At 47.0% G+C, this 13,285-nt stretch carries 16 protein-coding genes and 1 rRNA gene; 1 reads left to right on the top strand and 16 read right to left on the bottom strand.

Going from position 1 to position 13,285, the window contains the following annotated elements; genetic code table 11:
- Positions 1-79: 79 nt before the first annotated feature.
- The 6 genes from KNP88_RS14960 to metG form a co-directional block, all read right to left on the bottom strand.
- Positions 80-319 carry a Veg family protein gene (locus KNP88_RS14960; protein ID WP_012368950.1) on the bottom strand — a complete coding sequence of 80 codons (240 nt, stop codon included), beginning with the start codon at positions 317-319 and terminating at the stop codon, positions 80-82.
- 84 nt (positions 320-403) lie between these two features.
- Positions 404-1,282, bottom strand: coding sequence for a 16S rRNA (adenine(1518)-N(6)/adenine(1519)-N(6))-dimethyltransferase RsmA (rsmA, locus tag KNP88_RS14955; protein WP_029332205.1), 879 nt, complete (start codon positions 1,280-1,282; stop codon positions 404-406).
- Complete coding sequence (gene rnmV / locus KNP88_RS14950; protein ID WP_214803549.1) at positions 1,279-1,836, bottom strand: ribonuclease M5; 558 nt, start codon at positions 1,834-1,836, stop codon at positions 1,279-1,281. Before rnmV ends, rsmA begins: the two co-directional genes overlap by 4 nt.
- A 69-nt stretch (positions 1,837-1,905) precedes the next feature.
- A complete protein-coding gene (locus KNP88_RS15775; RefSeq protein ID WP_088835969.1) occupies positions 1,906-3,186 on the bottom strand; it encodes a 3D domain-containing protein in 1,281 nt (426 codons plus the stop codon).
- Complete coding sequence (locus tag KNP88_RS14940) at positions 3,183-3,950, bottom strand: TatD family hydrolase (RefSeq protein ID WP_088835968.1); 768 nt, start codon at positions 3,948-3,950, stop codon at positions 3,183-3,185. Before KNP88_RS14940 ends, KNP88_RS15775 begins: the two co-directional genes overlap by 4 nt.
- A gap of 58 nt (positions 3,951-4,008) precedes the next feature.
- Positions 4,009-5,961, bottom strand: a complete 1,953-nt coding sequence (metG, locus tag KNP88_RS14935; RefSeq protein WP_214894484.1) for a methionine--tRNA ligase — start codon at positions 5,959-5,961, stop codon at positions 4,009-4,011.
- A 341-nt stretch (positions 5,962-6,302) separates the two neighbouring features.
- Between metG and KNP88_RS14930 the strand changes: the two genes are divergently transcribed.
- Positions 6,303-6,599, top strand: coding sequence for a transition state genes transcriptional regulator AbrB (locus KNP88_RS14930; protein ID WP_012368944.1), 297 nt, complete (start codon positions 6,303-6,305; stop codon positions 6,597-6,599).
- 41 nt (positions 6,600-6,640) lie between these two features.
- Here the strand turns inward: KNP88_RS14930 and rsmI are convergent, their stop codons facing one another.
- The 10 genes from rsmI to rrf all read right to left on the bottom strand — a co-directional run bounded on the left by rsmI (position 6,641) and on the right by rrf (position 13,283).
- Positions 6,641-7,498: a 16S rRNA (cytidine(1402)-2'-O)-methyltransferase gene (gene rsmI, locus KNP88_RS14925; RefSeq protein ID WP_214771745.1), complete on the bottom strand. Its 858-nt coding sequence runs from the start codon at positions 7,496-7,498 to the stop codon at positions 6,641-6,643.
- Positions 7,495-7,749 carry a GIY-YIG nuclease family protein gene (locus KNP88_RS14920; RefSeq protein ID WP_214894483.1) on the bottom strand — a complete coding sequence of 85 codons (255 nt, stop codon included), beginning with the start codon at positions 7,747-7,749 and terminating at the stop codon, positions 7,495-7,497. The genes rsmI and KNP88_RS14920 overlap by 4 nt, the downstream gene beginning before the upstream one ends.
- Positions 7,742-8,479, bottom strand: a complete 738-nt coding sequence (locus tag KNP88_RS14915) for a tRNA1(Val) (adenine(37)-N6)-methyltransferase (protein ID WP_214894482.1) — start codon at positions 8,477-8,479, stop codon at positions 7,742-7,744. The genes KNP88_RS14920 and KNP88_RS14915 overlap by 8 nt, the downstream gene beginning before the upstream one ends.
- A gap of 49 nt (positions 8,480-8,528) precedes the next feature.
- Positions 8,529-8,891, bottom strand: a complete 363-nt coding sequence (gene yabA / locus KNP88_RS14910) for a DNA replication initiation control protein YabA (protein ID WP_029332197.1) — start codon at positions 8,889-8,891, stop codon at positions 8,529-8,531.
- Complete coding sequence (locus KNP88_RS14905) at positions 8,888-9,718, bottom strand: PSP1 domain-containing protein (protein ID WP_029332196.1); 831 nt, start codon at positions 9,716-9,718, stop codon at positions 8,888-8,890. Before KNP88_RS14905 ends, yabA begins: the two co-directional genes overlap by 4 nt.
- 6 nt (positions 9,719-9,724) lie before the next feature.
- Positions 9,725-10,717, bottom strand: coding sequence for a DNA polymerase III subunit delta' (locus KNP88_RS14900; protein WP_088835963.1), 993 nt, complete (start codon positions 10,715-10,717; stop codon positions 9,725-9,727).
- A complete protein-coding gene (locus KNP88_RS14895) occupies positions 10,717-11,046 on the bottom strand; it encodes a cyclic-di-AMP receptor (RefSeq protein ID WP_029332194.1) in 330 nt (109 codons plus the stop codon). Before KNP88_RS14895 ends, KNP88_RS14900 begins: the two co-directional genes overlap by 1 nt.
- Positions 11,043-11,681, bottom strand: coding sequence for a dTMP kinase (gene tmk / locus KNP88_RS14890; RefSeq protein ID WP_214894481.1), 639 nt, complete (start codon positions 11,679-11,681; stop codon positions 11,043-11,045). The genes KNP88_RS14895 and tmk overlap by 4 nt, the downstream gene beginning before the upstream one ends.
- Positions 11,678-13,099, bottom strand: coding sequence for an aminotransferase class I/II-fold pyridoxal phosphate-dependent enzyme (locus tag KNP88_RS14885; RefSeq protein ID WP_214894480.1), 1,422 nt, complete (start codon positions 13,097-13,099; stop codon positions 11,678-11,680). The genes tmk and KNP88_RS14885 overlap by 4 nt, the downstream gene beginning before the upstream one ends.
- Positions 13,100-13,167: 68 nt before the next feature.
- Positions 13,168-13,283 (bottom strand): 5S ribosomal RNA (rrf, locus tag KNP88_RS14880).
- Positions 13,284-13,285 lie beyond the last annotated feature (2 nt).

Raw genomic sequence — 13,285 nt, 5'->3', positions numbered from 1 at the left:
AGTACGTATCCTGTACGAATTGTATCAACCTTTCCACAAAAAAAGAAGCGAACATTTCTGTCCGCTTCGGAAGGTAAGTTTACGAATTCGCAAATTCGATTTGTACGGAGTCGGTTAACACGTCAGCGTAGCTATAAGAAACTCGCTCGACATTGTGGCGCTCTGCGTCTAGCTTGACTACAAACACCGAAGGATACGTCTCAACGAGCGTTCCGATTCGGGTTACGACCTTTTTACGACCGCCGCTTGCTTTTAGCGTCAGTCTTTCACCAACATGTGTTTCGAAAACATGTCTGATTTCGTTCAACGTCTTTGGCATACGCTTCACCTCACTAATATTTATTATAGCATATTAATTAAATATTTGAAAGGTCGAATATTATATCTTTTCTTCCCGCTACCGTCAACGTTTTTTAATCGGCAAAAGTGCGTCCGCGAGCTGTGCGAATTCCTGCAAGCTGAGCGTTTCACCACGACGTCTTGGGTCGATACCTGCTTCATGCAACGCGGCTTCGACAGCTTCTTTTTCTGCTTTTCCGAAGTGGCTCGACAAATTATTTAAAATCGTTTTCCGGCGCTGGGCAAAACTCGCACGCGCAACTTCGAAGAATAATTTTTCATCTTTCGTTTGGACGGCCGGCTCTTTTCGGATGTTCAAGCGGATGACAGCCGAATCGACGTTCGGAGCGGGAATGAAGACTTGCTTCGGCACCGTGAAACAGACTTCGGCTTCCGCATAGTATTGAATCGCAATTGATAATGAACCATACGCTTTTGTACCTGGTTTCGCACCGATCCGTTCCGCTACTTCCTTTTGAATCATCATGATGAGTGTTCGGAATGGTGCTTTCGCCTCCAATATCCGCATGATGATCGGTGTTGTGACATAGTACGGTAAGTTTGCGACGACCGCAAGATCCGTAATTCCTTCTTGTGTGAACTCCTCGTTGACAATCGTTTCGAGATCCAGTTCAAGTGCATCTCCATGGATGATTTTGACGTTCGGATAAGGTGAGAGCGAATCATCTAAAATCGGTAACAGCCGTTGGTCGATTTCAAGGGCAACGACTTTTTTCGCCTGTTTCGCGGACTGTTCCGTCAACGACCCGATTCCCGGTCCGATTTCAAGAACACCGCTCTCCTTTGTTAACGAAGCAGCGCCGACAATGTTCGCGAGTACGTTCAAATCGATTAAAAAGTTTTGTCCTAAGGACTTCTTAAATGAAAATCCGTGTCGCGCGAGGATTTCCTTCGTCCGGTGTAGTGTTGCGATGTCTTTCAATCTTGTTCCTCCTCTAACTGTCTCAGTGCAGCTTCCCATTCCTCTTTTGTGATCCGAATCGAAGCGACGCGTTTGACGAGTTGTTTCGCATTCGGTTCACCGATTGCGAGCAACTGTCCGAGCCGGCGTCTGCGTGACGATGCTGATGGACCACCGATTAAGTCTGCTGCAAGTATCATATCCCGTGTCACTTCTGCGACATGGACTTCTTCTGTTTCATAAACGGCTGCGAGTGCACGTTCGATTGCCTGCGGCGAAGCATGCTCGACACCGATTTTACCGCGTTTATCTTTTGCGTCCGCACGTGGCAGATAGGCTTGTTTGCATCCCGGAACACGTTCATTGATACGTGCGCGAATCCGGTCACCCGGAAAGTCTGGATCCGTGAAGACGATGACGCCTCGGCGTTCGAGTGCTTTTTCAATTCGTTGTAACGTTTGCTCATTGACGGCAGAGCCGTTCGTTTCAATTGTATCGACATCAAATACTTCCTGTAGTCGTGTCGTATCGTCACGTCCTTCGACGACGATGACTTCTTTTAAGCGTTTTTGCATCAATTCTTCTCCACCTTCTTCAAACACTTCCGTAATTGTACCTGTTTCCACGAAAAAAACAAGGAAGCGTCAACTGCCCGCTTCCGTGCCCGACTCATTCGGAATGACCCAAAGCTTGACGGTCTTCCGCCCGAACGTCTTCGCCGTCTGTTCATCACTGACGAGGACATCAATTTTATTGCCTTTAATGGCACCGCCCGTATCGAGCGCGACCGCCAGTCCGACCCCCTCGACATACACTTTCGTCCCGAGCGGAATTACTTTCGGGTCGACGGCGACGATCGGTAACCCTTGATAGGTGATTGTATCCGTGACATCGTACCCCGTCGCTGTCAATGCGCGCCCATCATACAATTGACTCCCGTTCGATGCCGGGTCATTCGTATAGGCCGTCGCCTCGACCATCAGCGTCTTCGCATTCTTGAAGTCTAAGTCTGCCGTGACTTCCGGTGCGACCGTCAATGGCGTCGTTGCCTCCTCTTCATTGAAGACAGGTGCCGGTGTCTCTACTCGTTCAATCGGTTTTGTTCCGACTTTAATGATTTGTTTCACCGGTTCACTCGTTACTTCATCGGTCAGTAACTTCTTCTCTTTACTGAGCCCGTCAGCGAGCGTCAATTCGTACTTTTGGGTCCGGATTCCAGGACGCCCCGTCGTCGTTACAAGTTGTTGTCCTTTCGGTAATGTCGGATCTTCTACTTGCTCGACATCGAACGGAAGCAACTGTTCTTCCGTTAAGGTCGCCCGTCGCGTCGTATTGACGGTGACGAGCGTATCTTCCGAGACAACGGTATCAAGGCTCGGCGCAACACGGTCTGTCGCTTGTAACGTCACTCCTTGTTTCGCAAGGAGCTCACGGACGGTCGTTTGGTACGTATAGACTTGACTGGCTCGTCCTCCGATGACGATGTCAACCGGAAATGCTTCACGGAATCGGACTGTCATCCCGGTCGTCAAGACGGCATGAATCGAAGGGTATACATCATCGGTATCGGCTTGGACGATGCCACGTTCCTTCAATAAATCCGATACAAGACGAGCATGTGTCCGAACCGTCTGTGCTTGCCCGTATCCGACAATCATCGTAATTTCTTTTGCACGTTGGATGACAATCAAACCATTCTTTGGTAAATCCGCACTGCGCGAAGGTTCGATGTTATCCTCCGCTCGCACTTCGATTCCATTTTCACGTAAGACACCATAGACTGATGTTTCTATCGTCTTGACGTGTTGTTCTTGTCCGTCAATCATGATAGTGACGTCGCGCGGATGATCCATCGCCAAGTAGATTAGAATCGCAATTAACAATAAGGCACACCCTGTCGCGATATAAGAGAACGAACGCATCATGGGAGACGGAAGACCCGCTTCGCGTTTTCTGTTGTCGCTTGTTCGATATCGGCATACATCATGCCACGCAGTTGCGCGATTTCTTCCGCCACGAACCGGACGTACGCCGGTTCATTCCGTTTGCCGCGGTATGGTGTCGGTGTCAGGTAAGGACAATCTGTCTCGACGAGTAACCGATCAAGCGGAACTTCTTGAGCGACACGTTTCGGCATCTTCGCATTTTTAAACGTTACCGGTCCACCGAGCGAAATATAAAAGTTCATTGCTAGGCAACGGGGTAAGAGCTCGGCACTCATGCTGTAGCTATGGAGAATCCCACCGACTTCTTTCGCGTCTTCTTCTTCGAGAATACGTAACGTATCTTCCGTTGCTTCCCGGTTGTGAATGACGATTGGCTTATTCTTTTTCTTCGCGAGTTGAATTTGTTTACGAAACGCAGCTTCCTGAACATCTTTTGGTGACGTATCCCAGTGATAATCAAGACCGATCTCACCGAGGGCGACGACTTTCTCATGGTCCATGAGGCGCTCAACTTTCGCGTACGCTGCATCATCGAAATCGATTGAATCGACGGGATGCCAACCGATGACGGCATACAGATCATCATACTGTTCAACGAGTTCCATCGCCCGGTCGATTGTCTTATGATCGAATCCGACGACGATCATTGGTGAGACTCCGTTCGCGCGTGCGCGTTCAATCGTTTCTTCGACGTCTCCGTCGAACTGATCGGAATTTAAATGTGTGTGTGTATCGATTAACAATATCCTCAACTCCTTTTTCAAAAAAATGCCTGTGACGTGAAGTCCACAGGCATCCGAATTATTTTACACTGGCACCGTTCGCCATCGTTGACGGGACGGTCGCTAGTTCAAGTTTACCTGATTTTTCAGCCGCAAGCACCATACCTTGCGATAATTCACCACGGAGAGTGACCGGCTTCAAGTTCGCGACGACGATGACCTTCCGACCGACCAGGTCTTCCGGCTCGTACCATTCAGCAATGCCTGAAACGATTTGGCGTGTTTCTTTCCCCATGTCGACCGTTAACTTTAACAGTTTTTTTGCTTTTTTGATTTTTTCTGCTGTGACGACTTCGCCGACACGCAGCTCAATTTGATCAAAAACATCAATTGTCGTTTCCGGACGAACATCCTCATCTGCTTCTTCGACTTCTTCTTCCTCAACTCGGGCAGCAGATGCCTGTTGCATCATTTCGACGATTGCTTCAACTTCCTCTTTCATGTCGCGGCGCGGGAAAATCGGTTCAGCAATCCCGACTTTTGTTCCTTCTTCAATCGACGCGAACTGTGCGAGTGCTTCCCAGTTCATCGGCTGACCAGCAAGACCAAGCTGACGGAACATCTCGGTCGGAGATTGTGTCATGAACGGTTGCAACATGATCGCGACGTGACGCAGCGTTCCGACGAGGTGGACCATGACCGAGCCGAGTTCATCCGTCTTCGTTTCGTCTTTCGCGAGTACCCACGGTTGTGTCTCGTCGATATATTTATTCGCGCGACTGATTAATTGCCAGACGTGCGCTAAGGCAACCGAGAATTCCATATGCTCCATCGAAGCCTCGACCTTCTCGACTGTTTCTTTCGCAAGCGTCGACAATGTCGCATCGAACGGCGTGACATTTCCCGCATAGGTAGGGATGACCCCATCAAAGTATTTCGTGACCATCGCAATCGTCCGGTTGAGTAAGTTCCCGAGATCATTCGCGAGATCGAAGTTCATCCGCTCAACGAATGCTTCGGGTGTGAACATCCCATCTGAGCCGAAAGGAACTTCGCGTAAGAGATAATAACGAAGAGCATCAAGACCATAACGGTCAATCATCGGAATCGGGTCAACAACATTCCCTTTTGATTTCGACATCTTCCCATCTTTCATCAACAACCAGCCGTGCGCGAAAACTTGTTTCGGCAATGGGAGATCGAGTGCCATCAAGAGTGCCGGCCAAACGATCGTATGGAAACGAACGATTTCTTTTCCGACGAGATGAACGTCTGCTGGCCAGTACTTGTCGAAGTTCCCTTGATCATCCGTTCCGTAACCGAGTGACGAGATGTAGTTCGTCAAGGCATCAACCCAAACGTAGACGACGTGTTTCGGATTCGACGGGACTTTAACGCCCCAGTCAAATGTCGTCCGTGAGACGGCGAGATCTTGGAGACCTGGTTTAATGAAGTTGTTGATCATTTCATTCTTCCGTGATTCCGGTAAGATGAATGATGGGTTCGCTTCAAAGTATTCGACTAAACGATCGGCATACTTACTAATTCGGAAGAAATAACATTCCTCACGAACAAGTTCGACGGGATGGCCGCTATCTGGGCTTTTTCCATCCACTAACTGCGATTCCGTGTAATACGTCTCGTCCGGAATCGAATACCAGCCTTCATATTCACCAAGATAGATATCACCTTTTTCGAGTAATGTCTCAAAAACGTGTTCGACGACTTTCTTGTGGCGTGGTTCTGTCGTTCGAATGTAATCGTCATACGAGATGTCGAGACGATCCCACAGGACTTTAATCTGCTCGACGACACCGTCGACGAATGCTTGTTCAGAAATACCTGCTTCAGCTGCTTTTTCCTGAATTTTTTGTCCGTGTTCATCCGTTCCTGTTAAGTAACGTACATCGAATCCTTGAAGACGTTTATAACGCGCCATCGCGTCTCCTGCGACCGTCGTGTACGCATGACCGATATGTAGCTTCGCGCTAGGATAATAAATCGGTGTCGTGATATAAAATGTTTTTGACATGTTATTCCTCCGTTCTATTGTTCATTCCATTATTATACGCTGTTCTATCGCCGCTGTCGAAACTCGTTTTTTGTCGAATCAAAACATTTTTTGACATCAGACATCAAATTACAAAAAAACACACTCAATAGTTTGAATTCCTTTAAAAAGGGAAAATCTATTAATAAATCGTTTCAATTATGGATTTTTTGAGAAATAAATGACATTTTGATTTCAAGCTATTCGGATTGGTTGACTACTTTTGGAAAGTTTAGTATTCTACATTCTATAGAAGTGATGTCGAATTTTGACGATTTTTAAAAAAATACAGAGACTTAGACATCCAGAGGAGGAACAACAAAATGAAATCAACAGGTATTGTACGTAAAGTAGACGAGCTCGGCCGGGTAGTCATTCCAATTGAACTTCGCCGCACACTCCAAATCGCAGAGAAAGATGCACTCGAAATCTACGTTGATAACGAGCAAATCATTCTTAAAAAATACAAACCAAACATGACTTGCCAAGTTACTGGTGAAGTATCAGAAGATAACTTCAAATTGGCAGACGGAAAATTAATTCTCTCTCCAGACGGCGCACAACGTGTCCTCGTTGAGTTAAAAGATTTCCTCGATCGTCATTACGCAGGAAACGAATAAAACCAAGAAGGAAGCGCGCCGATTCGGTACGCTTCCTTTTTTCATTTCGATTCGTGATAAGACAGGTATAAGGCTTGTCGATCAAGTCCCCGTTCCTTCGCAACACGCTTTAACGCCGCATTCGGTTTTTCACCGTCTGCGATATACCGTTCGATTTGATCGAGTGGATCTGCCTCTTGCTGGATTTCACTCGGACGTTCTTCCGTCGTTCCTTCGACGATGACGACAAATTCGCCCCGGACCTCTTCTGACGCCCAGTCTAACGCTTCCGTCACCGATCCACGAATGTATTCTTCATAACGTTTCGTCAATTCACGGGCGAGCGTGAGTTGGCGATCACCGAGTATTTCGAGGACACCTCCAAGCATTTCCTTTAGCCGATGGGGTGCTTCATAAAATATCAATGTTCCTTGCTCATAACGTAACGTCTCGAGTGCTTCACGCCGCTCTTTTTTCTTGCGTGGTAAAAAGCCGTAATACAAAAAATGTTCCGTCGGTAGACCTGACGCGACGAGGGCCGTCAATGCCGCATTCGCACCCGGTAAGACGACGACCGGAATGTCTGCTGCAATCGCGAGTCGGATTAAGTCGCTCCCCGGATCGGAAATCCCGGGCATTCCAGCGTCGGAGACGAGGGCGACCTGTTTCCCCGACAATAAGTCTTCGAGCAGCCGTTCACCGCTAACTTGCTTATTGTGTTCGTGATAACTGACGAGTTTCGTGTCGATTTCAAAGTGATTGCACAATTTCATCGTCTGGCGTGTGTCTTCTGCCGCGATGATATCGGCCTCTTGTAAGATGCGGACGGCTCGATACGTCATATCCTCTAAGTTCCCGATTGGCGTCGGTACGATATATAAGCCGTTCGTTTGATCCTTAAAACTGCTCGTTGCCTTCATGACGTCCCTCCTTGAATAAGCTGTTCTTTTTTCGCACGCGTCAATTGTTTGATCGCATACTCGCGTTTCAGCGCGTCCGATTTCGTTTCAAACGTCTCTGTGTACGCAAGGACGACCGGTAGCCGTGACCGTGTGTACTTGGCACCCTGCCCCGTATTGTGTGTCGCAACACGCTTCTCGACATCGACAGCGTACCCTGTATACAGACTCCCATCACGGCAACGCACGATATACACCGCATGCTTAGACATTCAGGTGTTCCTGCATTTGCAAGGTATACGTGTCATCTTGCTCGTAGACGATGAACGGGGGTAACACCTTCAAGCCCGGTTTTGCATCCTTGATGCCTTCAATCAACAGCATGTTCGCTTCTTTCCCTGCCTTCGGATAAATCAATTGCATCCGCTTCGGCTCAATCCGGTACTGACGCATCAGCGTCACGATGTCGAGTAAACGTTCCGGACGATGGACGAATGCCGTTTTCCCGCCTTGTTTAAGTAAGTCGGCGGCTGAACGAATGCAATCTTCAAGTGTACATAACACTTCATGCCGGGCAATCGTATAGTGTTCACTCTCATTTCGGTTCGATGATTCATGTGCTAAAAAATACGGCGGATTGCAGGTCACGACATCATAGGCACCGTATCCGAGTTGTTTCCCGGCCGTTTTGACATCCCCCTCAATCATTTGGAGCTGTCCCGCTTTTTCGTTCAACTCGATACTACGGCGTGCCATCTCGACGAGGCGCGGTTGAATTTCGAGTCCCGTGATCGTTCCGTTCGTCCGGTACGATAAAAAGAGCGGAATCGCACCGTTTCCGGCACACAAATCGACCAACTTACCTTGGCGGATCGGGACCCAGACGAATTGCGCGAGTAACGCGGCATCCAGTGAATACGAAAAGACGGTCGGACTTTGAATGATGCGACCGTCTCTTCCGAGGAGATGATCGAGTCGCTCATCTGGTAATAATTCAAGCATAGGTGTCTTCCTTTCTGAAAAAAAGACTGACTCCTAGGAAGTCAGCCTCTCAATGTTTCGTTAACATGGACAAGCAGAACAGGCAATCCCCGTCTTTACGGACTTGACCGTAGTGCAAGTTACAAATGTGGAATCCTTCTTGATAGAGGCGACCGAGGTTATCGTATCCGGCACCTACTAACGCTTCGGCTTCCGCTTCTTCTGTAATCGGTTGTTGTTCGTCTCGCTCCACCTTCTCACGCAGGTGATGATTTTCGAGGTAGAGGTGTTGATTTTCCTCCATCATGTAAGCAAGCTGATCTTTTAATACGCTCAGATGCTCAGTCAGCAAATGAATCTGTTGCTCGATCGCATCGACACGCGTAATGATTTCTTTTTTATCGACTCTCTCCACGCGTATGCACCCCGTCATTCTTTTGGTCGTTTTTGTTTTACGGCACCGACGGATAACAATTCTTCCATCGAATAAGTCAGAACGCGGGAACGGTCTTTCAGTTCAATTTGAACTACTTGATCGAGGATGTTCAATCCGACGACACGACCTTCGCCTTCTGGTACAGTCAGACGTTTTCCGTAATCCGGTAGATCACGTCGCATTTCTTCATACGTATCGTTCTCGTATTTCAAACAGCACATTAAACGGCCACAGACCCCGGAAATTTTCGTTGGGTTCAGTGATAAGTTTTGATCTTTCGCCATCTTGATTGAGACCGGCTCAAATTCACCTAAGAACGATGAACAACAAAGGACACGGCCGCACGGACCGATTCCACCGAGCAATTTCGCTTCATCACGAACTCCGATTTGGCGCAACTCAATCCGTGTCCGGAAGACTGCTGCTAAATCTTTAACGAGTTCCCGGAAGTCGACGCGACCTTCCGCTGTGAAGTAAAAGATGACTTTATTACGATCAAACGTATATTCGACGTCCACGAGTTTCATATCGAGCTTATGTTCGCGAATCTTTTCGACACACACTGCATGTGCATCAAGTGCTGCTACTTTATTTTCACGGACGATCATTGCATCTTTATCATCAGCAATCCGAAGAATTGATTTTAATGGTAAGACCACATCTTCCTCGTCCATTTGTTTATCGGCGATTACCACTTCGCCATATTCAATGCCCCGTACTGTCTCCACGATGACGGCTTGTCCTCGTGATAATGACTCTTGTCCAGGTGCAAAATAATAAATTTTGCCCGCTTCTTTAAAGCGAACGCCTACTACTTCTAGCATATCGCTCTACCCTTTCTGTAAGTCAAACATGAGACGCTCAACTGTTAATTGAGGATTAACATTCGCTTCGACCCGTTTGACGGCTGCAAGTACTGCCTGCAACCAGCGGGTGATCGTCGCCTGACTCTTTCCACCCATCTGCTCAAGTAATGGTCGGCTATTCGTATACGTAATGATCTCCCATGATGGATTCAACTTCAGATGCAAGGCATCTTCGAAGAAACATGTCACGAGTTCTAGACCAATCCGGACGTCTTGCCGATTCTTAAATTGATTAATCCACTTCTCTTGAACGAACAAAGGCAAATCTGCCGGACGATTCGCTAATTCCTCCATCAATTGTAACACTGACGCTCGCGCATTTACAAACCAGTCTTCGATTAAGGCTTGCTCCGCATCATCAATTTTTGAATAGACGCGAGCTGCAAGTTGGGTTAACTCCGCATCTCGGGACGTTTTATCCGATAAAACTTGTCCAATCATCACACGATCGGCCGGTCGAAAACTTAACAGTTGTCCACGAGAACGAATCGTCGGTAATAACAGTTGCGGTTGATTCGTTAGTAGAATCGCTACTTTTCCTTCGCCCGGTTCTTCGAAGAACTTCAATAAACTATTCGCTGCTTGCGGAGTCATCCGGTGCGCTTGCGTCACGACATAGATTTGCCGATCCCCTTCTAACCCCCGAAGTGACAAGTCATGCATCAATTGCTGGATTTGTTCTTTTTTGATGGTTGCCCCATCTGGCTCAATCTGGTAGTAATCGACAAGGTTTCCGCTATCCATCCGTCGACAGCTTCGGCATTCATTACACGGCTCTACTTGATCTTTCCGCTCACAAAATAAACTCTTGGCGAACAATTGAGCCGCTTCCAAAAGAAGCGGCTCATAGTCTCCCGTAAAGATATAAGCATGATTGATTCGATTTGCTCGTAAAGAATTTTGAAGAATCGTCGAGATGACAGATTGTGTTTGTTCGAGCTCATGAAATGTCCGCATCAGAACTGATGAAACCCTTCAATCGGCAAGACAAAGACTGTCGCGCCTCCGACTTGAACTTCAACCGGATAGGGAATATACGAGTCGGCGTGTCCTCCCATTGGTGAGATCGGCGAGACCATTTGATCGCGGCTCGAACAATTTTTCTTGATCAAACGCATCAAATCGTCAACACGTTCACTTTGAACCCCAATCATGAATGTCGTGTTACCTTCTTTTAAAAAGCCGCCCGTCGTCGCAAGTTTGGTTGCCCGAAAATCATTTTCAACAAGCGCTTCTGCTAAACGTAAGCTATCTTTATCTTGAACAATCGTAATGACCATTTTCATGATAATCTCTCCCTTTTCTTCAAATAGGCTAACACATCTTCTAACAGTAGCGACTGGACCGCTTTAATCGATTGATTGGCGTCAATCAATCGAATGCGTTCCGGTTCTGACGCGGCTAATGATAAAAAGCCATGATAGACACGCTCTCTGAATGCATCATCACGTTGCTCGATCCGGTCAAGCGCCCCTCGTTCAATCATTCGTCTTTTCGAGTCCATGACCGTCAAGTCAAACAAGTACGTTCGATCAGGGGTTAATCCTCCTGTTGCTTGCTGATTGACGTTACGGATCTGTTCAATTGAATACCCGAGTCCATATCCTTGATACGCAATCGAGGCATCAACGAAACGATCACATAAAACGACAGTCCCGGCTGTAAGTGACGGACGAATCAATTCATTGACGTGCTGTGCCCGTGACGCCGCATACAATAAAATTTCTGTCATTTCATCCATCTCCGTGAAATCTGGATTCAGAATCAACGAACGGATTTCATTCCCAATGCGTGTGCCGCCTGGCTCTCGTGTCATGATGACCTGATAACCCTCTTTTTTTAATGCTTCTGCCATCAATTGAAGCTGTGTCGTTTTTCCTGCGCCATCTGGTCCTTCGACTGTAATAAACGTTCCCTTCATTCAACAAACCCTTCCTCTATGACACGCAACGTACCTTCTTGCAAAGACTCTCCACCCTGAAGATGGACGGATGCGGCTATATGATGCTCAATACATACTATCTGTTCTTTTGTCACACGCTCTCCTCGCAACAAGACTGGAATACCTGGCGGATATGGAATAATCGTTTCAAGTGCAATCTGACCAATCGTTTCACGAAGCGGAAGATTCCGATATTCCCTCTCCTCTAACTGATCCAGTGGGCAAGCGAGTGATGATACTTTTATTTTACCCATAATTGATTGCTCGATATACCTTTTTGAGGGAATTCCTTTCATTTTCAACTTTTCAATCGCATCTTTTACCTGTCTTAACCACTGAGTTCGGACAGTTTCCGATAATTTGTGAAGAGGTAAAATGCAGACGACAAATGAAGCTAAAGCAAACTCTGCATCTATTTTTTCATTGGCTAATGCATCGAGTAACTGTTCTCCGGAATAGTCCTCATAGGAAAGAATCACGCGTGACCAATCATCAAAAGTAAAAGCATGCATTCCATCTAGTCCGTCGAGTTCGTCTTTGAACAGTTGATGACTGTTCCGGACCTCTTCCATTTCATCAATCGTCCACTGCTGTCGATAGTATCGAGCATAATCGAGCGAAGCCATGATGAGATACGAAGGGCTTGATGTTTGAAACGACTGGAGTGCATGGTGGAGCTTACGACGTTGTACATCCGTTAATCGCTCATGAATCCAAGCCCCCATCGTCAATGCCGGTAACGTCTTATGAGCAGATTGGACGACAGCTGTAGCACCCTGTTCAAAGGCTGAACGGATTCCAACTGCTTCTCCAAAATGTGCACCATGTGCCTCATCAACTAATAATGGTATTTTATAACGTGCTGTCACTGCTACGATTTCTTCGATAGCTGCTGTTTCTCCATAGTAACTCGGTGAAGTTAAAAATACCGCGACTCCACCCGGATAAGATGTTAACGCTTCCTTTAATGTTTCACGTGAAACATTGCCGGCGATTTGTGTTTCTTCATCATACTCAGGGCTCATGAAGATTGGAGACAATCCTAACCATTCGAGTGCATTAAAAATCGACTTATGTGAATTTCTCTGAACGTAGACGCGATCTCCTCGTTTAGTCACAGCCGCAAGCATTGCCCAGTTACCACTTGTTGAACCATTGATTAAAAAATGACTATCTTCCGAATCATAGACTTCACGCAACAATGCTTTTGCTTCTAGAATCGCTTCTGTCGGGTGGTGAAAATCATCTAAGCCAGCTAGTTCTGTTTTATCCCATTCCAAAAAACTAGGTAGACCTAATACGATTGATCCATTTTTATGACCAGGAACGTGCCAAGATGTTGCCTTACGTTCGACATGTCGCTTAAGTGCCTCAATGATTGGAAGCTGACTTTTCATGAAATACACCTCTTGTTTTTAAAATACAAAAGACCGACCTGCAAGATGCAGATCGGTCCTTTTCAATTGCCTGGCAACGTCCTATCCTCACAGGGGGAAGCCCCCAACTACTTTCGGCGTTCAAGTGCTTAACTTCCGTGTTCGGCATGGGAACGGGTGTGACCACTTGGCTATCGTCACCAGACG

The sequence above is a fragment of the Exiguobacterium sp. H66 genome (genome assembly GCF_018618705.1).
GTDB lineage: Bacteria > Bacillota > Bacilli > Exiguobacteriales > Exiguobacteriaceae > Exiguobacterium_A > Exiguobacterium_A oxidotolerans.
Note: the sequence above shows the minus strand (reverse complement) of the source record. Positions and strands in the feature narration are given on the sequence as shown.

Coding starts and splice junctions, on each gene's coding strand:
- KNP88_RS14900 (WP_088835963.1), bottom strand. CDS start 10,717: ATGCGGACATTTCATGAGCTCGAACAAACACAATCTGTCATCTCGACG.
- KNP88_RS14885 (WP_214894480.1), bottom strand. CDS start 13,099: ATGAAAAGTCAGCTTCCAATCATTGAGGCACTTAAGCGACATGTCGAA.
- KNP88_RS14895 (WP_029332194.1), bottom strand. CDS start 11,046: ATGAAAATGGTCATTACGATTGTTCAAGATAAAGATAGCTTACGTTTA.
- rsmI (WP_214771745.1), bottom strand. CDS start 7,498: ATGAAGGCAACGAGCAGTTTTAAGGATCAAACGAACGGCTTATATATC.
- KNP88_RS14905 (WP_029332196.1), bottom strand. CDS start 9,718: ATGCTAGAAGTAGTAGGCGTTCGCTTTAAAGAAGCGGGCAAAATTTAT.
- KNP88_RS15775 (WP_088835969.1), bottom strand. CDS start 3,186: ATGATGCGTTCGTTCTCTTATATCGCGACAGGGTGTGCCTTATTGTTA.
- KNP88_RS14920 (WP_214894483.1), bottom strand. CDS start 7,749: ATGTCTAAGCATGCGGTGTATATCGTGCGTTGCCGTGATGGGAGTCTG.
- tmk (WP_214894481.1), bottom strand. CDS start 11,681: ATGAAGGGAACGTTTATTACAGTCGAAGGACCAGATGGCGCAGGAAAA.
- metG (WP_214894484.1), bottom strand. CDS start 5,961: ATGTCAAAAACATTTTATATCACGACACCGATTTATTATCCTAGCGCG.
- KNP88_RS14915 (WP_214894482.1), bottom strand. CDS start 8,479: ATGCTTGAATTATTACCAGATGAGCGACTCGATCATCTCCTCGGAAGA.
- KNP88_RS14960 (WP_012368950.1), bottom strand. CDS start 319: ATGCCAAAGACGTTGAACGAAATCAGACATGTTTTCGAAACACATGTT.
- rnmV (WP_214803549.1), bottom strand. CDS start 1,836: ATGCAAAAACGCTTAAAAGAAGTCATCGTCGTCGAAGGACGTGACGAT.
- yabA (WP_029332197.1), bottom strand. CDS start 8,891: ATGACGGGGTGCATACGCGTGGAGAGAGTCGATAAAAAAGAAATCATT.
- KNP88_RS14930 (WP_012368944.1), top strand. CDS start 6,303: ATGAAATCAACAGGTATTGTACGTAAAGTAGACGAGCTCGGCCGGGTA.